Annotated in this window: 14 protein-coding genes and 4 tRNA genes; 8 read left to right on the top strand and 10 right to left on the bottom strand. The window is 73.0% G+C overall.

What is annotated here, in order from left to right; translation table 11 throughout:
- Nucleotides 1-36: 36 nt before the first annotated feature.
- The 3 genes from OG885_RS24260 to OG885_RS24250 are packed head-to-tail and all read right to left on the bottom strand — an operon-like array spanning nt 37 to nt 2,421.
- The gene (locus OG885_RS24260; RefSeq protein ID WP_405734927.1) at nt 37-762 is read right to left on the bottom strand and encodes a leucine-rich repeat domain-containing protein; all 726 of its coding nucleotides are present in this window, start codon (nt 760-762) and stop codon (nt 37-39) included.
- Nucleotides 759-1,310 carry an NADPH-dependent FMN reductase gene (locus OG885_RS24255; protein WP_405734925.1) on the bottom strand — a complete coding sequence of 184 codons (552 nt, stop codon included), beginning with the start codon at nt 1,308-1,310 and terminating at the stop codon, nt 759-761. The genes OG885_RS24260 and OG885_RS24255 overlap by 4 nt, the downstream gene beginning before the upstream one ends.
- Before the next feature lie 49 nt (nt 1,311-1,359).
- Nucleotides 1,360-2,421: an oxygenase MpaB family protein gene (locus OG885_RS24250; RefSeq protein ID WP_405734923.1), complete on the bottom strand. Its 1,062-nt coding sequence runs from the start codon at nt 2,419-2,421 to the stop codon at nt 1,360-1,362.
- A 65-nt stretch (nt 2,422-2,486) separates the two neighbouring features.
- Here OG885_RS24250 and OG885_RS24245 point away from each other — a divergent pair, with 65 nt between their 5' ends.
- On the top strand, nt 2,487-3,140 hold the full coding sequence (locus OG885_RS24245; protein WP_405734921.1) for a TetR/AcrR family transcriptional regulator: 654 nt from the start codon (nt 2,487-2,489) through the stop codon (nt 3,138-3,140).
- 55 nt (nt 3,141-3,195) lie between these two features.
- Here the strand turns inward: OG885_RS24245 and OG885_RS24240 are convergent.
- From OG885_RS24240 to OG885_RS24220, 5 genes are all read right to left on the bottom strand, one after another.
- A tRNA-Lys gene (locus tag OG885_RS24240) sits at nt 3,196-3,268 on the bottom strand.
- A 99-nt stretch (nt 3,269-3,367) separates the two neighbouring features.
- Nucleotides 3,368-4,924 carry an amino acid permease gene (locus OG885_RS24235; protein ID WP_405734919.1) on the bottom strand — a complete coding sequence of 519 codons (1,557 nt, stop codon included), beginning with the start codon at nt 4,922-4,924 and terminating at the stop codon, nt 3,368-3,370.
- A 110-nt stretch (nt 4,925-5,034) separates the two neighbouring features.
- Nucleotides 5,035-7,302 (bottom strand): hypothetical protein, encoded by a 2,268-nt coding sequence (locus tag OG885_RS24230; protein WP_405734917.1) that lies wholly within the window; start codon nt 7,300-7,302, stop codon nt 5,035-5,037.
- A 195-nt stretch (nt 7,303-7,497) separates the two neighbouring features.
- Complete coding sequence (locus OG885_RS24225) at nt 7,498-9,705, bottom strand: DEAD/DEAH box helicase (RefSeq protein WP_405734915.1); 2,208 nt, start codon at nt 9,703-9,705, stop codon at nt 7,498-7,500.
- Nucleotides 9,706-9,934: 229 nt separating this feature from the next.
- Nucleotides 9,935-10,462: a hypothetical protein gene (locus OG885_RS24220; protein ID WP_405734913.1), complete on the bottom strand. Its 528-nt coding sequence runs from the start codon at nt 10,460-10,462 to the stop codon at nt 9,935-9,937.
- A gap of 149 nt (nt 10,463-10,611) precedes the next feature.
- Between OG885_RS24220 and OG885_RS24215 the strand changes: the two genes are divergently transcribed.
- The 3 genes from OG885_RS24215 to OG885_RS24205 all read left to right on the top strand — a co-directional run bounded on the left by OG885_RS24215 (nt 10,612) and on the right by OG885_RS24205 (nt 12,791).
- On the top strand, nt 10,612-10,962 hold the full coding sequence (locus OG885_RS24215; protein WP_405734911.1) for a metallopeptidase family protein: 351 nt from the start codon (nt 10,612-10,614) through the stop codon (nt 10,960-10,962).
- A gap of 121 nt (nt 10,963-11,083) precedes the next feature.
- Entirely contained in the window at nt 11,084-12,667 is a 1,584-nt protein-coding gene (locus tag OG885_RS24210) for a metallophosphoesterase (RefSeq protein ID WP_405734909.1), read from the top strand.
- A 48-nt stretch (nt 12,668-12,715) separates the two neighbouring features.
- Nucleotides 12,716-12,791, top strand: a tRNA-Glu gene (locus OG885_RS24205).
- A gap of 52 nt (nt 12,792-12,843) precedes the next feature.
- Here the strand turns inward: OG885_RS24205 and OG885_RS24200 are convergent.
- Both OG885_RS24200 and OG885_RS24195 read right to left on the bottom strand, forming a co-directional pair.
- On the bottom strand, nt 12,844-13,713 hold the full coding sequence (locus OG885_RS24200; RefSeq protein WP_405734907.1) for a hypothetical protein: 870 nt from the start codon (nt 13,711-13,713) through the stop codon (nt 12,844-12,846).
- Entirely contained in the window at nt 13,710-14,084 is a 375-nt protein-coding gene (locus tag OG885_RS24195; RefSeq protein WP_405734905.1) for a hypothetical protein, read from the bottom strand. Before OG885_RS24195 ends, OG885_RS24200 begins: the two co-directional genes overlap by 4 nt.
- A 37-nt stretch (nt 14,085-14,121) precedes the next feature.
- Here OG885_RS24195 and OG885_RS24190 point away from each other — a divergent pair, with 37 nt between their 5' ends.
- The 4 genes from OG885_RS24190 (at nt 14,122) to OG885_RS24175 (ending at nt 19,373) form a co-directional block, all read left to right on the top strand.
- On the top strand, nt 14,122-18,780 hold the full coding sequence (locus OG885_RS24190) for a CHAT domain-containing protein (RefSeq protein WP_405734903.1): 4,659 nt from the start codon (nt 14,122-14,124) through the stop codon (nt 18,778-18,780).
- A gap of 99 nt (nt 18,781-18,879) precedes the next feature.
- Nucleotides 18,880-18,954, top strand: a tRNA-Asp gene (locus tag OG885_RS24185).
- A 24-nt stretch (nt 18,955-18,978) separates the two neighbouring features.
- Nucleotides 18,979-19,052 (top strand) — tRNA-Phe (locus OG885_RS24180).
- Nucleotides 19,053-19,115: 63 nt separating this feature from the next.
- Nucleotides 19,116-19,373, top strand: coding sequence for a hypothetical protein (locus OG885_RS24175; RefSeq protein WP_405734901.1), 258 nt, complete (start codon nt 19,116-19,118; stop codon nt 19,371-19,373).
- Nucleotides 19,374-19,425 lie beyond the last annotated feature (52 nt).

The raw sequence follows: 19,425 nt of genomic DNA, 5'->3' as shown, positions 1-19,425 counted from the left end.
GCTACACCATCAGTGCCTCAGCCCGTGTCCCTCTCTCTACGCCAGCACCACGCACCCCCGCCGCTCCAGCTCCCCCACCAGCGGCGACGACGGGTCGCAGGTGTTCCAGCGCAGGTCCAGCTTCTCCAGTGCGGGCAGGGCGGTGAGCCAGGCGGGGAGGTGGGTGAGGTGGTTGCCGCGCAGGTCCAGGTGGCGCAGGAGGGGGAGGCCGGCGAGGGCGTCCGGGACGTCGGTGAGGGAGTTGTCCCGCAGCTCCAGGTGGCGCAGCTCGCGCAGACCGGAGACGGACGACGGCAGGCCGGTGAGCCGGTTGCCGCGGAGCCGGAGCTCCCGGAGGGCGTGGAGGGCGCCGATGCCGTCCGGCAGGGTGGTGAGGAGGTTGTGCTGGGCCCGGAGTTCGACGAGCCCGGTCATCCGGCCGACGGTCTCCGGCAGTGCGGGGAGCTTGTTCTCGCCGACGTTGAGATAGCGCAGCCGGGTGAGTGCGCCGAGGGTGTCGGGGAGTTCGGTGAGGTCGTTGTCGTGCAGGTAGAGGAAGCCGCTGAGGCCGGTCAGGGCACCGAGTTCGGCCGGCACCGAGGTGAGGCGGTTGTGGCCGAGGTCCAGCGTGGTGAGCCGGTGGAGCCGGCCGATGGCGGGCGGGAGGTCCGTGAGGTCGTTGTCCGCGAGGATCAGGGTCTGGAGTTCGGTGCGCTGCCAGACCGACTCGGGGATCTGGCCCAGGTGCCCGCGCCAGAGGTTGAGGACGGAGGGTGCCGTCACGCCCGCGCCCCGGCTCCCGCGGCCAACACCCCTAGGGTCTCGGCGATACGGCTGCGGAACTCCGGGTCGGTGACGGTCCCGTCCGCGCCGAGCATCCCCCGGTCCACCGGCAGTCTCACGCAGGCCCGCTCCACGATGTCGGCGCCGGTGTAGCCGAGGACCGTGCGCAGGGTGGCCTCCGCGCCTTTGCCGCGCCCCTGGGCTGCCGCGCCGACCCAGGCGACCGGCTTGTCGCAGATCTCGGTGCCGCCGACCGTCCAGTCGAGCAGGTTCTTGAACGAGCCCGGCAGCGTCCCCGCGTACTCCGGGGTGCAGATCAGGATCCCGGCCGCCGAGTCGATCGCCTCCCTGAGCCCGGTCACGGGCGCGGGCAGCGGGTCGGTGTCGTCATCGGGGTTGAAGTGCGGAAGGCCGGCGAGACCGTCGTAGCGCACCGCCCGCACCCCCGCCGACGGCGCCACGGCCTGCGCGGTGCGCAGGACGGCCTCGTTGGCGGAGCCGGAGCGCAGGCTCCCCGACAGCAGCAGGATCACCGGTGACGTCGACATGGGCCCAACCTACGCCGCCCCCACAGGTGTTGGACGCCCGCTGGGCCTGTCACGCGAGCGGGCCGAGGATCTCCTGGGACTCGATGAGGCCCTGGTCGCTGGGGGCCTTCCCGTCGTCGAAGACGCGGGCGGCCTGTCGGGCGCGGAAGTCGAGGTGGGCCTCGGCGGGCCTCGGGTAGCCGTGGCGGGCGCGGGCCTCGGCGGGCGTCAGCACCTCCTGGCTGCGGGGCGGGACGCCGAGCTTCATCGGTGCGATCACCGGGACGGTCGAGGGCGAGAGGCGTCCGATCAGGAGCAGTTCGAGCCGCGGGCTCAGATGGGCGAGCGCGAAGGCCGTCCTCATCACGGGCACGATGAGCGTGTCGAGGAGGCGGGACTGCCGGATGCCCGCCAGCTCGCGCATCCAGCGCGGCATGGTGGCGATCGTGGCGATCCGCTGGGCCCGAGCGACGGCGAGGCTCGCGGGCTTCGCCCACCAGGGCGTCGGCGGGAGGACGAGTTCGGCCCTGAGCAGATGGTGCATGGCCTGCCGGGCGATCGGGCTGCCGGACAGCCGCGGGCGCATCTCCTCGAAGTACGCCCGGACGCCCTCCCGGCTGCGCGGGACGTCGTCCGGCGAGCAGGTCTGGAGCTCCGCGGCGAGGGCGCAGGCCTCCCAGTACTCGCTCTCCTCCCGCTCGGTGAGCTTGCCGGGGCCGTACTTCTCGTACGCGTAGAGGATCGAGTGCCAGCCGGTGAGCTGGATCCACAGTTGGGAGGCGGGGTCGTTGGCGTCGTAGGCCCCGCCGCCGTACGGCAGCTCGCCGATCGCCTTGGAGTGCACCTTGACCAGCACGTCCGCGGCCTTGCACACCTCACGGGTTCCGGCGAAGGCCACCATCGCGAAGTAGCGCAGGGTGCGGTCGTAACGGGTACGGGAGCGGCGGTAGATGCCCTGGGTGGCGTGTACGGCGGCCACCAGCGGCGGGTCGAGTTCCTCGACGACGACGGCCCGCTGGAAGCCGACCGTCGGGGCGGTCGGATAGCTCCAGACCTTCCACACCACCGAGCCGGGCCCGAAGAAGCCGTGGTCCTCGTGCGGCAGGACCTCACCGCGCCTCAGCTTGGCCATGAACCCGCTCCTCACTTACGACACTGGTGTCGTAAATTAAGACACGGCTGTCGTAAACTGCCAAGGTGTCAGCGCCCACGACTTCCGAGGACAGGCCCCGCAAGCGGCGCCCCTACGCCCCGCGCGTCCCGATCGAGCAGCGCCGCGAGCAACTCCTCGACACCGCCCTCGCCGTGATCGTGAGCGAGGGCTACGACCGGATCTCCATCGACGCCATCGCCAAGCGGGCCGGCGTCGCCCGGTCCGTGGTCTACGGCGCCTACGACCATCTCGACGCCCTGCTGACCGCGCTGCTCGACCGTCAGCAGGCCCGCGCCTTCGGCCAGCTGCTCGCCACGATCCCCGACGACCCCGCGGAACGGGGCGCCCCCGCCACGTTCGCCGCGGAGACCGTGCGCCGCATGTCCGCGATGCTCCGTCAGGACCCGGACACCTGGCGGCTGATCCTGGCGCCGCCCGGCAACATGCCCACGGTCGTCCGCGAGCGCGTCGAGGCGGACAGGAACCGTTTCCGGCGCCGCGTCGAGGCGTGGCTCGCCCACCTCCCGGCCGACCGGAACGGTCCCGCCCTCGACGCGGCGATCCTCGCCCACGCCTTGGTCGCCTGCGCGGAACACTTCGGCCGCCTGGCCCTGACCGACCCGGGGACGTTCGAACCGGAGCGGCTGATCGAACAGGTACGGGTGCTCCTCGGCGCGCTGTGGCCGGGAACGCGCTGACCCCGAACACGCAACGGCGCCCGAGCCGACCAAGCCGACTCGGGCGCCGCGTCCGTAGGCCCTGTGGGACTCGAACCCACAACCAATGGATTAAAAGTCCACTGCTCTGCCAATTGAGCTAAGGGCCCAGGCGATGTTGCCTCCCCGAGCATAGCCGGACACGGCCGTCTCTCCGATCGGGTATCGGGGACACGGCCGCGCCGGGCGTGGGGGACGGGCCGTAAAGGTCACGGATCGACCGGTTCGGGGGCACCCTTGCGGGCCGCTTCCCTCGCCAGCGTCCGTTCGTGGTCGGGGTTGAGGAACCAGTGCCGGGCCGAGGCCAGCCACCAGGTCGCCGCGAAGCCCAGGACCGCGAGGACGGCTATCGGCGCGTAGTTGAAGGTCTCCCAGGTGACCGGCGAGATCTGCGGGAGCATGAAGAGCACCGTGATCACGCCGACCCAGATCACGGACACCACGCCGATCGCGCGCGACCAGCGGCCCAGATGCCACGGCCCGCGCTCGAACTCCTCGCCCTTGCGCAGCCGCAGCAGGGTCGGGATGACGTACGCGATGTAGAGGCCGATCACCGCCACCGAGGTCACCGCCGCGTAGGCCGTGTAGTTGATCAGGTACGGCAGTCCCAGCAGCAGCGCCCCGCCCGCCGCCAGCCACACGGCCGCCACGGGCGTGCGGGTGCGCGGGCTGACGGTGTGCCAGAGGCGCGAGTACGGGAGGGCCCCGTCACGCGAGAACGCGTAGATCATGCGGCTGTTGGCGGTCACGGACGCCATCCCGCAGAACAACTGCGCCCCGATGACGACGAGCAGCAGCAGCTTTCCGCTCGTCGCGCCCAGCGCGTCCAGCAGGATCTGCGCCGGTGGCGCCCCCGTCGAGGACGTCCGCGCCCCCTCGTACGACTGGATGGCGAACGTGAAGCCGAGGAGCAGCACGAAGCCGGCTATCCAGGACGTCCAGATCGACTGCACGATCCCCTTCGGTCCCGCCGTCGACGCGTCGTGCGTCTCCTCGGTCATGTGCGCGGAGGCGTCGTAGCCGGTGAAGGTGTACTGGGCCATCAGCAGACCCAGCGCGACCACGTACACCCCGCTCCCCCAGCCCGTGTTGTTGACGAACTCGCCGAACACGAAGGACGCCGACTGGTGGTGGTCGGGGGCGAAGGTCAGCGCGCCGACGATGACCGCGACGCCGATCACGTGCCACCACACGCTCACGCTGTTCAGCAGGGCCACGATCCGTACACCGAAGGTGTTCAGGAGGCCGTGCAGGACGAGGATCGCGGCGAAGAGCAGGATCGTCCGGCCCGGGGTCACCTCGAAGTCGAACTGGAGGTTCAGGTAGGCGCCCAGGAAGGACGCGGCCCCGAAGTCGATGCCTGCGGTCACGGCGACCTGCCCCAGCACGTTGAACCAGCCCGTGAACCACGCCCACGCGGCCGCGGTCCGGGGCGGGGCCAGGCGGTGGGCCCAGAAGTACAGGCCCGCGGAGGTCGGGTACGCCGAACAGATCTCGGCCATCGACAACCCGACGAACAGGGTCATCAGCCCGACGGCGACCCATCCCCAGGTGATCACCGCGGGGCCGCCGGTGTTCATGCCGAACAGATACAGCGTCAGACAGCCCGACAGGACCGAGATGATGGTGAAGGAGACCGCGTAGTTGGAGAACGCCGACATACGGCGGGCCAGGACCTGCGTGTAACCGAGCTGGGCCAGCCGTTCCTCGTCCGACAGGCCGGATGGCCCCTTGGACGGCCCGCTCGCTATCGCGTCATCTGTCATGCCCCCAGCAATTCCCTCGCCGGGGGCGTGACACACGTCACAGCATGGCCAAAAAGTGCCGTGCGGAGCGCCGCCGCCCACCCTTACCGGGGGCCGCGGCGCTCCGCTTCTCACCTACCGCCCGTCAACCGCAGCTCAGGCCCCTGCCCGTCGGCGGGCGCCGCCACCAACTCCCAGGTGTACGAGCCGTCGTCGGCCCCGTCCCACGTCACCTCCAGCGCGGCACCCCGCTGCACCGCGTCCAGGGTCTTCACGGTCGCCCCGGACGCGTCCTTGACGACGACGTACGCGCCGGGTGCCGCCGGCTTGGAGAGCTGCCAGGCGCCGGTCCACCGGCCGTCGGAGGCCTCGGTGTGTGTCTCGATCGCCGTCAGCGCCGACGTCGGCACCCCGGAGGCCACCGCCCGCATCGCCCCCGGCTTGCCCTGCCCCGGGAGCCAGGCCACGCCGCCGCCGAAGCGGTCGACGGCGTAGGCGCCGTGGGAGAGGTAGCCCGGGAGGCCGGTCGCGAGGACGCGGGTCTCGACCGTGTCGGCCGTGTGGAAGTCGACGAGCCGCAGCTCGCCGGCCCCCTCGTCGTGGACGACCACGTACCCGTCGCCCAGCTCCCCGTCCGCCGGTACGTCGAGCATGCGCCCGGTGTCCCGGTCCCAGACGCCGGAGCCCGCCGGGTCGCCGGAGGCGGCGCACGTCCAGTAGACCCAGCGGCCCACCGCCTGGAGGTCGGTCGGCGTGCATTCCTTGCCGAGCGCGAAGGTCTCGGTCGCGCCGGACCCCAGATCGGTCGACGTCACCGTCCCCTTGGTGTCGCCCGGCGTCCAGAAGTCGCTGCCCCAGACGGCCGCGGCCGACGCGGGCCGGGTGAGGAGGACCTTGTCGGAGCCGGGCTTCTCACGATCGATGACGTACTGCTGGTACGAGCCGAACCCGGACATGTAGCCGTAGCCGAAGACGACGTACCGCCCGGAGGCGTCCACGATCTGGCCGCCGCCCGGCACCGCCACGCTCGCCGCGTCGTCCGGGGTCGACCGTACGTCGATCCCGGCGCCCGAGGGATAGGCGAAGGCGCCGTCGCCCAGCGCGAAGGCCCCGCTGCCCGCCGTACCGCCCGTGCCGTCGGTGCTCAGCGGCGGCTGGGCGACGAGGGCGCGGGTGCCGGCGGACGCGGCCGCCAGGTCGATGTGGCGCTTGTAGAGGGAGGGCAGGTAGTTGGTGTCCGGCTCGCTCGTCGCCAGGTCGCCGGCCGCCAGGGTCACCGCGCCGTACGTGCCCGCCTTCGGCGCCACCGACCGCAGAGTGCTCAGCGCGAGGGTCCCGTCGGGGTTCGCCGTCACCTTCCGCACGCCCCAGTCGCCCGCCGACGCGCCGCCCGCGACCAGGACCCCGCCGTCCGGCGTGGGGTTCAGGCCGTAGGTGCCGCCGAGGCGGGCGTGCGGCAGCAGCGTGCGCGTCCGACCGTCGGTCACCGAGACCGCCAGCAGCGGCTCGCCGCGGTCCTTCGGGGCGTCGCTGTTGCGGAAGGACTCGGTCTGGCGCAGGGAGACCAGCCAGTCGCCGGCCAGCGCGATGTACGCCCGCTGCTCGTACGACGAGGCCACGTCCACCGTCGTCTCGGTGCCGTCGAGGGCGTCCCGGCGCAGCAGGTGCGCCTTCTGGTCGCCGTACGCCGGGTCGAACCAGGCGACGTACGTCGCGCCGAACGCGACCTGCGTGTACCCGCTGCCCCAGGTGCCCTTGAGCACACCGGTGATCCGGCCGGACACCGTGTCCAGCAGGCCGATCTGGCCGGTCGGGTCGCCGGAGACCCAGATGGCGAGGGTGTCGGCGTCACCGCCGAGCACCTTGTACGACGCCGGCCTCACCCCGTCCTTGCCGGAGACCTGCGTGTCCTTCAACTCCCCGTCGCCCCGGGGGCGCAAGAGGTGCAGGGACGCCACGGAGCCGTCCGCGGCCCAGGTGGCCGTGAGCACCGTGGCGCCGTACGTGCCCTGGTAGGTCTGGCCCTCGGGGAGCGTGAAGCGGATCGACGTGCCGGCCTTCATGTCCTTGAGTTCCACGGACCGGTCGGCCGGGGTGTAGCGGCCGACGACGTCCGAGGCGAAGCCTCCGACGCGTTCGGCGGACGGGTCGGCCGGGTCCTGGCCGATGGCCGTCGGGGCGCCGGACGTGGGGGTCCAGCGGAATCCGGTGAAGTCCTCGGAACCGTCGCGCTCCACGCGGCCGAGGTCGCCGGCGCCACCCGCCGACTCCAGATTGAGCCCGCGCGGCAGATAGCGGTCGGGGGCGTCGATGGTGAGGGGCGCGGGGGTCGTGTCGGCGTGGGCGGCGGGCGCGAACGCGACGGAGGCGACGAGTGCGCCGGGAACGAGGAAACGCATACGGGTGGGCCTGTGGCGTGGGGCCACGACACCTCCAACTGGCTAGGGAGGCGCGGAAGTTAACACAGGCCACGCACAGAATTCGAACACATTCACGAATCACAAGGAGTCCGGCAAACCGACCCGCACACCGCCCCGGGAAAGCCGAAGGGCCCGTACGACCGGAGTCGTACGGGCCCTTCACAGACCTACTGGTCAGCCGTTGCGCTTCCAGCGCGGCTTGTCGTCACGGCGGCCGAAGGACGAGCCGGAACCCGAGCCGGTGCCGGTGCCGGTGCCACGGTGGTCGTCACGGCGGCCGTACGGGCGCTCGTGACCACCGGAGCGGAAGCCCGGACGGTCGTCACGGCGGTCGCGGTTGAACGGGCGGTCGCTGCCACGGTGTCCACCGCGCTCGTCACGACGCTCGAAGGAACGGCCGGCCGGCCGGTCGTCGCGGCGGAACCCGCCACGGTCACCGCGCTCGTTGTCCCGACGCTCGAAGGAACGGCCGCCACGGTCGTCACGGCGCTCATCGCGGCGGAAGCCGCCACGGTCGTTGTCCCGACGCTCGAAGCCACGGCCACCGCGGTCGTCACGGCGCTCGAAGCCACGCTCACCACGCTCACCGCGGTCACGGTTGTCGCGGTTGTCGCGGTTGAACCCGCCCCGGTCGTCACGGCGCTCGAAGGAGCGGCCACCACGGTCGTCGCGACGCTCATCGCGGCGGAAGCCGCCACGGTCGTTGTCCCGACGCTCGAAGCCACGGCCACCGCGGTCGTCACGGCGCTCGAAGGAGCGGCCGCCACGGTCGTCGCGACGCTCGTCACGGCGGAAGCCGCCACGGTCGTTGTCCCGACGCTCGAAGCCACGCTCGGCCTCCTGGGCCGCCGGCTGCGCGGGCACGGACGCCTCGACTGCCTCGGCGGCGGCGACGACCGCGGCCTGCGCCTCGGCGACAGCGGCCTCCGGGTCCTCACCGCGGTCGCGGGCGGCGCGGGCGACGAGACGGTCGGCCTCCTCGCGCAGCTCGCTCGCGCGGCGCTGCGCCCGCTCCAGCTGCTTGGTCAGGGAGGCGACCTCACGCTCGGCCTGCTGCGCGGCGTTGCCCGCGGACTCGGCCTGGACCTCGGTCATCGACCGGGCACCGGTGATCTCGGCGACCTCGGGGTCGAAGGCGCCGGCGCTCTGGATGATGTGACGCCCGGCGTCGACGCCCGCGTCCTCCATCAGGCGGAAGATCTGGCGGCGCTGGTGCGGCAGCGAGAGGGAGACGACCGTACCCGTGCGACCGGCACGCGCCGTGCGGCCCGCGCGGTGCAGGTAGTCCTTGTGGTCGCCGGCCGGGTCCACGTTCAGGACCAGGTCGATGCCGTCGACGTGGATACCGCGGGCGGCGACGTCGGTGGCGACGAGCGCGTTGACGTAGCCCTTCTTGAAGTCCTCAAGCACGCGGGTACGGGCGCCCTGCGTCATACCGCCGTGCAGCGCGTCGGCCTTCACACCGGCGTCGCACAGCTGCTCGGCGATGCGGTCGGCGCCCAGCTGGGTGCGGACGAAGATGATGGTGCGGCCCTTGCGGGAGGCGATGGCCGCGGTGACCGGCGCCTTGTCCTTGGGCTTCACGATCAGGATGTGGTGCGACATGGTCGTGACGTTGCCCTGGGCGCTGTCGACCTCGTGCGTGACGGGGTTGCTCAGGTAGCGCTTGACCAGCGTGGAGATCTCGTTCTCCATGGTCGCGGAGAACAGCATCCGCTGGCCGCCGGCCGGGACCTGGTCGAGCAGTTCGGTGACCTCGGGCAGGAAGCCCAGGTCGGACATCTGGTCGGCCTCGTCGAGGACGGCGACCTCGACGTTCTCCAGGGAGCAGGCACCGCGGTTGATGATGTCGCGCAGCCGGCCCGGGGTGGCGACGAGGATGTCGACGCCGCGCTCCAGGGCGTAGATCTGGTTGCCCATCGACGTACCGCCGCAGACGACCTTCATCTTCAGGCCGACGACGTCGCCGTACGGCTGGAGGGCGTCCGCGACCTGCATCGCGAGCTCACGGGTCGGGGTGAGGATGACCGCGCGGGGCTTGTGCTTCTCGGTGCGGCCGCCGGCCAGACGCGCCAGGGTCGGCAGACCGAACGAGAGGGTCTTGCCGGAGCCGGTGCGGCCACGGCCGAGGATGTCCTTGCCGGCCAGGGCGTCCGGGATGGTCGCGGCCTGGATCGGGAAGGGGGTGGTCACACCGTTCTGCGCGAGCTTGCGCACGACGCCCTCGGGGAGACCGAGGTCGGCGAAGGTGACCTCGGGGGTCTCGTCGACCGAGTCGGTCGCGTCGGTGGTGTCGGCCGAGTCGACGGTCTCGAGCGCCTCGACGGCCTCGTTCTCGTCGTTCTCGGGCATGACGATGTGATCAGAACTGGAAATGGACATGCGTAAGCGAAACCTTCCGGAGTCTCGTCGGCACGCGCCCGTCAACTCCGTGATTTCGCAATACGACCGCCTCTATGCGGTCAGCCACGGCAAGGGAGAGAACGCGCCACACGGCGCTCTCTGCAATGGCGCCGGGCAATGGGATCAAACGATCTACCACCATACGCACCCTCCACCCCCCAAGGCAAACCGATCCCCCTGGACTAGACGTACGTCACATCCACGGCCGTCACACCGGTGATCCCGCCGTCGGCGCCGGCTCCCGCTGGACCAGTTGCGGCTCGGTGTCCGGGTGGGCGGAGGAGGAGGGCTCGGCGGAGGGCGTCGGCGGGTCCGGCGTCGGCGGCTCGGGGGTCGGCGTCACCGGGTCCGGGTCGGCCGGCTTCGTCGGGGTCGGCGGCGCCTTGGTCGGCGTCGGCTGCCCCGGCTGGTCCGGCTTCCCGGGCTTGGGCTTCGCCGACGGCGACGCGTCGTCCTCGGCCGACGCCGACGCGGAGGGCGACGCGGACTCCCCGTCCTTCTTCCTGCCCTTGTCCTTCCCGCCGTGCTTGCCGTCGGCGCCCGCCGCCCCGTACCCGGGGCCACCGCCCGACATCCCCGTCCCGCCGTCCGGCGCCTCACCGCCCCGCTCTCCCGCGGAGTGCGAGGGCTTGGCGCTCTTGCCCCCTTCGTCGTCACCGACGCTCATGCAGCCGGCGGCAGCGGCGACGGCCATGACCGTCGCGGCCAGACGGACGGGTACGTACTTGGGGCGCACGGGCAGCCACCTCCGAGGGCGGGTGAGGGAGTCAACCTGTCCAACTCCCGCCGCCCGCAAGAGGACACGCGCGGTGCCCCGCACGGCCCGACCGCACACCGGCCGTGCCCGACCCCGCGGATCACGTCCGCGTCCCCGACAATGTCCCTGTGCTGGAGATGACGCGCGACGCCTTCGAAGAGCTGGTGGCCGAGGCCCTGGACCGGATCCCGCCCGAGCTGACCCGGGTCATGGACAACGTGGCGGTGTTCGTGGAGGACGAACCCCCGGCGGACGACCCCGAACTGCTCGGCCTGTACGAGGGCACCCCGCTCACCGAGCGCGGCGAGTGGTACGCGGGCGTCCTCCCCGACCGCATCTCGATCTACATGGGCCCGACCCTGCGCTACTGCGAGACCCGCGACGAGGTGGTCCACGAGGTCGCCGTGACCGTCGTCCACGAGATCGCCCACCACTTCGGCATCGACGACGCGCGCCTGCACGAACTCGGCTGGGGCTGAAGCCCCCTGCGCGGACTCCCCGCACAGCGACCCCACGCTTGCGCAGACTCCCCCCACGGCGACCCCCGCGCTTGCGCGGACTCCCCGCATAGCCACCCCCGCACTTGGGCATACGGGACCAATGGCCCGCGTCCCCGTCGCCGCCCTGAACGTCCTGATCCGCCTACGCCGCTCGCCGCGCGCCCTCGCCCGGCACTACCGCGCCCGCCGCCCGCACCCGACCGTCGAACTCGTGCCCCAGCCGCACCCGTGGGGCCGCGCCCTCGGTCTGGTCGCGGTCGTGCTGCTCGGCGCCTGGCTGGGCCTGCTGATCGTCGGCAACGTCCGCACCCCCGTCGGGCCCATGAACACCACGATGACCCTGCGCCCGTCTCTCACCGGCGGCACGAAGATCAACGTCTCCCCGCTCGGCGCCCTGCAACTGGACAGCCATCACGCCCCGGTCCGCCTGGACGTCAACGTCGACCAGCTCGACCCGGTCCGCTCCCAGGCCCTGGTCGACCACCCCGAGCGGATCTCCGGCCTCCAGGACGAGGTCGCCAGGGACGTCGAGCACGGCACCCTCGACCTGGCCGTCCGCTCCTGTGTCGCGGTCGTCGCGGGCGCCACCGCCCTCGGCCTCGCCGTCTACCGCCGCCCGCGCCGCGCCCTCGCCGCCGGCGGTCTCGCCCTGACCCTGCTGGCCGCGTGCGGCGGGACGGCGTACGCCACCTGGAACCCCGACTCGGTCCTCCAGCCGAAGTTCTCCGGACTGCTCTCCTCGGCCCCGTCGCTGGTCGGCAACGCGCGCAGCATCGTCACCGAGTTCGACGTCTACCAGCGGGAGTTGGCCCGCCTGGTGACCAACGTGACCAAGCTGTACGACGTCACGTCCACGCTCCCCGCCTACCAGCCGGACCCCACCACCATCCGGGTCCTGCACGTCTCCGACATCCATCTCAACCCGGCGAGCTGGAAGATCATCGCCTCGCTGGTGAAGCAGTACCAGGTCAACGTGATCGTCGACTCCGGCGACACCATGGACCACGGCACGGCCGCCGAGAACGGCTTCCTGGACCCGGTCGCCGACCTCGGGGCGCCGTACGTCTGGGTCCGCGGCAACCACGACTCCCGGGTCACCCAGCGCTATCTGGAGCGCATGAAGAACGTCCACGTCCTCGACGACGGCCGCGCCGAGACCGTCGCCGGGCTGCGCTTCGCCGGGCTCGGCGATCCCCAGTACACCCCCGACCGCAGCGAGAAGTCCGGCGCCCAGGAGACCCAGGAGGCGGCCGGCGGCCGGCTCGCCGCCTCGCTGCGCGACTGGACGACCGCCGGGAAGCCGGTCGACGTCGCCGTGATCCACGAGCCCTCGGCCGCCCGCGAGGTCGACGGCTCGGTCCCGCTGGTCCTCTCCGGCCATCTGCACCACCAGGAGACGGAGGTCATGCGCAACGGCACCCGGCTGCGCGTCGAGGGCTCCACCGGCGGCAGCGGGCTGCGCGCGGTCGAGGGCAAGTACCCGGACCCGATCGAGGCCTCGATCCTCTACTTCGACCGCGACACCCGGCACCTCCAGGCCTGGGACGCGATCAAACTGGGCGGCCTCGGCCTGACGACGGCCGAGGTAAGCCGCCATCTCCCGGAGGAGAACCTGCCGGGGGCGACCCTGTCCCCGACGCCCTCACCGAGCCCCTCGTCCAGCCCCTCGCGGAGCAGCCGCTAAACAGTTTTGGCGATCCTTCTTGCCATCCCATATGCTTCTCCCGTCCCCGCCCTCATCGTCTAGCGGCCTAGGACGCCGCCCTTTCAAGGCGGTAGCACGGGTTCGAATCCCGTTGGGGGTACCAGCAAGACGTCGTGCACAAGCCCGTTCCCGCAAGGGAGCGGGCTTGTCCTGTCTCACGCGTGCTTGCGCAGATGCGCGGTCACCCGCGCGCCCACGTCCGGAGTCAGCCGCTCCCCCTCCGCCACCGCGAACCCCAGCTCCCGCGCCAGCAGCCCGCCCCGCAGGTCGAAGGCCGCCTCGGTCAGATGCGCGAGCGTGTCCACGGCGGCCCGCGTCCGCCGCAGTCCTACGGCGACCAGGGCGCCCGCCGGCAGCACGGCCGGCCACCACCACAGCGCGGGCAGCAGCGTCAGCACACCCCAGCCGGCCAGGGCGACGGCGGCGTCCAGCTCGGTACGGGCGGCGCGCAGGGCGTTCTGCTCGGACTCGGTCAGCACCAGCCACAGCCGGGGCCAGGAGAACACCACGTCCAGCCGGTACCAGCCCCACACCCGCACGTCGACCGCCCGCAGCCGGTCCCCCGACCAGGTCGGCCGGGCCGGCGGCACCAGGGCGACGGCGTTGCGGCGGGCGGCGAGCGCGTCGAGTCGGGCGGGGGTCCGGTCCGGCTCCGCCCGGAACGCCGCGTCCGCCGCCTCCCAGCGCGCGGCCCGGGCGGCCGTCAGCCGCCGCGCCGGGCGGCCGAGGCCGCGGGGCCACGGGTCGAACCACAGCCGCCCGAGCAGCGCGGCGGCCCCCCGCGCGGCCAGCCCGGCGGCGGCCGACAGCACCGGCAGCACGACGACCGCGAGCAGCCACACCGACGACACGCTCCGCCCGTCCTCCTCCATGAGGCCGGTCAGCCGACCCAGGTCGGCCCAGTGCGCGTGCCCCAGCCGCCAGGCGGCCGCCGCGCCGGCGACGTACAGCAGACCGGGCAGCACCAGCATCGCCGCCCAGCGCTCGACGTACTTGCGGCCGAGCTCGGCGACGACGGTGTTCATCCGAAGCCGAGGGGCCGGCCGTGCAGGGCGCACACCGGCAGGTCGTCGCCGGGTCGCGGCTGCTCGGTGCGCGAGCAACTGCCCGCCGGGCAGCGGTAGTCGCCGTGCGCGATCCGACCGGAGTGGTCGACGCCGGGGAGGGCGACCAAGCCGCCGCCGGGCGGCCCGGCGTCCCGGGGGGTCGTACGGGCGTCGAAGGGCTCCAGCACCCTCAGCAGCCCGAGTTCGCGCAACCCCTCGACGACCGGCTCGCCCCGCCGGGCCGCCGCCAGGACCTCCTCCAGCGCGACACTGTCACCGGTCTGCCGGGCGTAGTCCCGCAGCACGGGAAGCTGCCGACACAGCGCACCCAACAGCTCCGCCGTCTCCACGAATACCTCACCTCTGCCGCAGAGTTGATGGACCATCATGATGCATCTTGGGGCGTACGCGGCAGCCGACGGGGGCGAGCGAACGATGCGGGACGACAGCGCGTGGCAGCGGTCGGAGCTGCTCGCCGAACGGCTCGGGCAGCGCCTCGAGGCGTTCCTCGACCGCGGCGACCGGCAGGCGGTCCTCGACCCGGCCGCCGTGACCGAGGCGGAGGAGTTACGGGCGATCGCCCTGGTGGCGCCCGAGGGGCCGACGGGACCGCTGTACGTCATGGAGCGGGGCGTCGTACGGGCCATCGCGTTCCTGTTCCACGCCCGTTGCACCCTGCACGAGGCCGAAACCCCGGAGAACCTGGCCGAGTTACAGCTCGCCGTGCTGCTGTACGCGGTGGTCTGGCGGCTGGTCCCGGACGAGGTGCCGCCCGAAGTGCGAGAGACGGTGGCCCGGTTGGAGGTACCGCCGGTGGAGGATCTCGGCGTCTCCACCACGCGCGCCCTGGAACTCTTCGCGCTCTGGCAGACCACCGGCGACCCGGCCGCGCTGGAGGAGGCGATCGCGCGCTGGCGCCGGGCGGCCGACGTCCTGCCCGCCGCCTACCCCGGCCGCGCCATGATGCTGTCCAACCTGGGCAGCGCCCTGCGCTTCCGGTACAGCCAGCGCGGCGACCGGCCCGACCTGGAGGACGCGGTCGGCCTCGGCCGGGAGGCGGTGCGCACGGCGGAGCCCGGCGACCCCAACCGGGGGATGTACCTGGCCAACCTGTCCGGTTCGCTGAGCCTGCGCTACGGCATCGGGCAGGACCCCGCCGACCTGGACGCGGCCGTCGACACCGGCGCCGAGTCCGTCCGGGTCACCCCGGTGCCGCACGCGCTGTTCCACTCCAACGCCGGGATCGCCCGGCTCATCCGGTACGAGCGGACGTCCGCGCCCGCCGACCTGGACGCGGCGACCGACGCCTTCGAACGCGCCGTACGGGACGCGGAGGCCGGTGATCCGCAGCGGCCGATGTACCTGGCCAACCTGGGGCGGGCACTGCACCAGCGGTTCAAGCTGCACGGCCGGCGGGCCGACCTCGACGAGGCCGTCGCCGCCGCCCGCCGGTCCACGGCCGCCTGCCCGCCGGGCCACCCTTTGCGGCACGGCTATCTCACCGCCCTGAGCGACGTCCTGCGCTCGCTGGCCGGGGTGACCGGGGCGCCCGCCGACCTCGACGCCGCCGTCGACACGGGACGCGAGGCCCTGGCCGCCGTACCCCCGGCGCACCCGGAGCGGTCCGGGGCGGCCGAGAGCCTGGCGCTCGCCCTGCGCGACCGCTTCCCATGGCTGCACCGGCGGGCCGACCTCGACGAGGCCGTCACCCTGCTGCGGGACTCCCTCCACCCCGGCAGCCCCGTCGAGCACCTCTACAACCTCGGCGGCACCCTGCTGGCCCGCTTCCGCGCCTTCGACGACCTCGCCGACGCCGACGCGGCCGTCGCCGCCGCCCGCCGCGGCCTCACCGTCTGCGCCGCCGGCACCCCGCAGGAGGGCGTCCTGCTCACCCACCTCGGCGAGGCCCTGCACGCCCGCTCGGTACGGGCCGCGTCCGCCGCCGACAACGACGAGGCCGTCACCGCCCTGCGCCGCGCCCGCACCCTGCTGACCGGCTTCCACCCCACCGCCGTCAGCAAATGCCTCTCCGAACTCGGCCTCGCCCAACGCCGCCGCCACCACTTCACCGGCGCCCCGGCCGACCTCGACGAGGCCATCACCGTGTTCCGGGCCGCCGTCCACCACCACCCCGACGCCCCCCAGCAGCTCGTCGACGAGTCCCACCTCGCCGGCGCGCTCTTCCTGCGCTACGCCGACAGCGGCAACCCCGCCGACCTCGACGAGGCGATCCTCTGGAACCGCCGCGCCCTCGCCCACCTCCCCGACGAGACCGGCCCGCACGCCACCCAGGTCCTCTTCAACCTCGGCCGCGCCCTCCAGGCCGTCCACCAGCGCACCGACGACCTCACCGCACTCGACGAAGCCGTACGACGACTCGAGGGCGCCCTGCACGCCCAGCGGTCCGCCGGCTCCCGGCACCACAGCGGCACCGACCGCGCCGCCGGACTGTCCAACCTCGGCGCGGCCCTGCGCGTACGCGCCGAACGCCTCGGCAGCCGCGCCGACCTGGACCGCGCCATCGAGCTCAGCCGCGAGGCACCGGACGCGCTGCCCGCCGACCACCCCGACCGGGCCACCTACTTCACCAACCTGTGCACGACCCTCCTCGTCCGCTACACCTGGGCAGGCGACCAGCAGGACCTCGCCGACGCGGTCCGGGCCGCCCGGCAGGCCGTCGACACCACCGCCCCCGCCGACACCGCCGCCCTTGTCGTCCACCTGTCCAACCTCGGCATCGCCCTGCGCCGCCGCTACGAGTGGTCGCGTGCCCTCACCGACCTCGACGAGTCCATCGAGGCCGCCCGCGCCGCCGTGGCCGCCCTGCCGCCGGGCCACGTCGACACCGCCCAGCACCACGGCAACCTCGCCGTCGCCCTGCTGTCCCACTACGAACGCACCGACGCCGCCGCCGACCTCGACGAGGCGATCGACGCCGCCCGCGTCGCGGCGGACGGCGTGGACGACACACACCCGCAACGCCACATCCACCTCTCCAACCTGGGCCTCGTCCTCGGCCACCGGCACGACAGCGAGGGCCGGCGCGTGGACGCCGACGAGGCGGTGGACCGGCTCCGCCACGCGGTACGCCTGTGCCCCATCGGCCATCCGCAACGCCCGATCTACCTCTCCAACCTCGCCATGGCCCTCGTCGCCCGCGCCGGCGGTCTCGACCCCACGCCGACCCGCACCGCGGACGGCTCCGCCGACGCGCACGAGGCGGCCCTCGCGGCCCGCGCCGCCCTGCGCGCCGTACCCGAGGACCATCCGCAGCGGATCATGTGCCTCAACAACCTGGGGTCGGCGCTGCTGGTACGGGCGGGGACGGGGCAGCCGGCGGCGGAGACGAACGCGGACGCGTACGAGGAGTACGGGGAGGCCGAGGCCGATCTCTACGCCGCCTTCGACGCCTTCCGGCAGGCCACCACCGTCACCACCGCCCCCGCGCTCGCCCGCTTCCACGCCGCGCAGACCTGGGCCAGGGCCGCCGCGCAGTTCGGCGACTGGACCGAGGCCCTCGAAGCGCACCGCGCGGCCCTCGCCCCGCTGCCGCTCATGGCCTGGCACGGACTGGACCGCCGGGACCGGCTCGACGCCCTCGGCCGGGCCGCGGGCCTGGCCGGCGAGGCCGCCGCCGTGGCCCTGAACTGCGGCCGCCCGCACGAGGCCCTGCGTCTCCTGGAACAGGGCCGCGGCGTGCTGCTCGCGCAGGCCCTGGACGCCCGCGACGAGCTGACCGAACTCCGGGAACGCGCGCCCCACCTCGCCGACCGCATCCGCGAGATCCGCGCCTTCCTGGACTCCGCCGCCCCCGACCCGGCGGACACCGCCGAGCGGGCCCGGCGCACGGCGGCCGAACAGCGCCGCGAACTCGCTCAGGAGATGGACGAGTTGACCGCCGAGGCCCGTCGCCTGCCCGGCCTGGAGGACTTCCTGCGGCTGCCGTCCGTGGAGCGGCTGCGCACCGCCGCCGCGCACGGCCCGGTCGTCGTCGTGAACACGAGCGCGCTGCGCTGCGACGCCCTGATCGTCACCGCCGACGACCTCCACGCGGTGCCGCTCCCCGACCTGGACCTCGCCGGGGACGACGGCCTCACCGCCCGCGCGGTGGCCCTCCTCGACGCCCTCGCCCTCGTGGGCCGCTCACCGGCCGACGCCTGGCGGGCCCAGCGGCTGTTGCTGCGCACCCTGGCCTGGCTGTGGGACACGGTGGCGGCGCCGGTGCTGCCGGCCCTGGAACAGCTGGTGCCGGACGCCGACCGCGTGTGGTGGTGTCCGACCGGCCTGCTGTCCCTGCTCCCGCTCCACGCGGCGGGGCATTACGCGCACGACGCCACCCCCGACGACCGCTCCCTCCCCGACCGCTACGTCTGCTCGTACACGACGACGCTCAGAGCCCTGGCCGCCGAGACCCGGCGGCCCGACCACGGCCACACCGCCGCCCGCCTGCTGGCCGTGGACCAGTCGGACACCCCGGAGCTGCCCCGTCTCCCGCACGCCCGCGAGGAGGTACGCAAGCTCGCCGCCCGCGTGACCCCCACCACGGTCCTCACCGGACCCGAAGCCTCCCGCGCGGCCCTCCTGTCCGCCCTCCCCGACCACGCCTACCTGCACTTCTCGGGACACGGCACCCAGGACCCCACCGACTCGGCGGGCGGCGCGCTCTACCTCCACGACCACGCGCAGGCCGGCCCGCTCAGCGTCGCCGACATCTCCCGCCTGCGGCTGCGCGAGGCGCGGCTCGCGTTCCTCTCCGCCTGCGAGACCGCCCGCGGCGCCGCCGTCCTGCCCGACGAGGCGGTGCACCTCGCCGGCGCCCTGCAACTGGCGGGCTTCGCCCATGTGGTGGCGGCCCAATGGGTGGTGGACGACGCCTGCGCGCTCCAGGTGGCGGACTCCTTCTACGAGGGTCTGGCCTCCCCTTCCGGCCCGGGCCTCGACCCCTCCCGCGCCGCCCATGCCCTGCACGAAGCGGTCCGCGGACTCCGCCGCGGCCCGAACAGCGACCCCCTCTGGTGGGCCGCCTACGTGCACACCGGACCCTGACCGAACCCTGAAATAAGCGGTGCGGGACACCATCCGAGCTCTGATATGCTGATCCAGCGACATCGGGCACCGACAAAGTGCAGGTCGCACACAAAGCCTGGTCCTGTGGAGCAGTTTGGAGTGCTCGCCACCCTGTCAAGGTGGAGGCCGCGGGTTCAAATCCCGTCAGGACCGCTGAAGTTCCTTCTGGAACTTCGTGGCTGGGTAGCTCAGTTGGTACGAGCGATCGCCTGAAAAGCGATAGGTCGCCGGTTCGACCCCGGCCCCAGCCACAATGATCGAAGTCCCTCTGGGTGTTCCCAGAGGGACTTCGGCGTTTCACGGTGGGGGAAACGATGACCAAGGCTGTGCAGGGGGACGGGCTGGAGCTCGCGCGGGCTCGGTACGGGCTGCTGGCGGTGGTGTCCAGCAACCTGGCGATAGTGGTCGTGGCGATCATCGGCGTCTGGCGGCTGAACGGCGACACATCGGTCGTCGTGGCCGTGCTCACCGCCGCCTTCACCGCGGTGAGCAGCATGACCACGGCCTACCTGGGGATCAAGGCGGTGTCCAACACGGCCAGGTCCCTCGCCCGCCGGAGCCCGGAGGAGTAGCCGCCGCTACGGCCCGCCCAAAAGCGTTCGCCATGAATTTGGCCGGGATGAG

The organism is Streptomyces sp. NBC_00028 (assembly GCF_045041065.1).
Taxonomy (GTDB): Bacteria; Actinomycetota; Actinomycetes; order Streptomycetales; family Streptomycetaceae; genus Streptomyces.
Note: the sequence above shows the minus strand (reverse complement) of the source record. Positions and strands in the feature narration are given on the sequence as shown.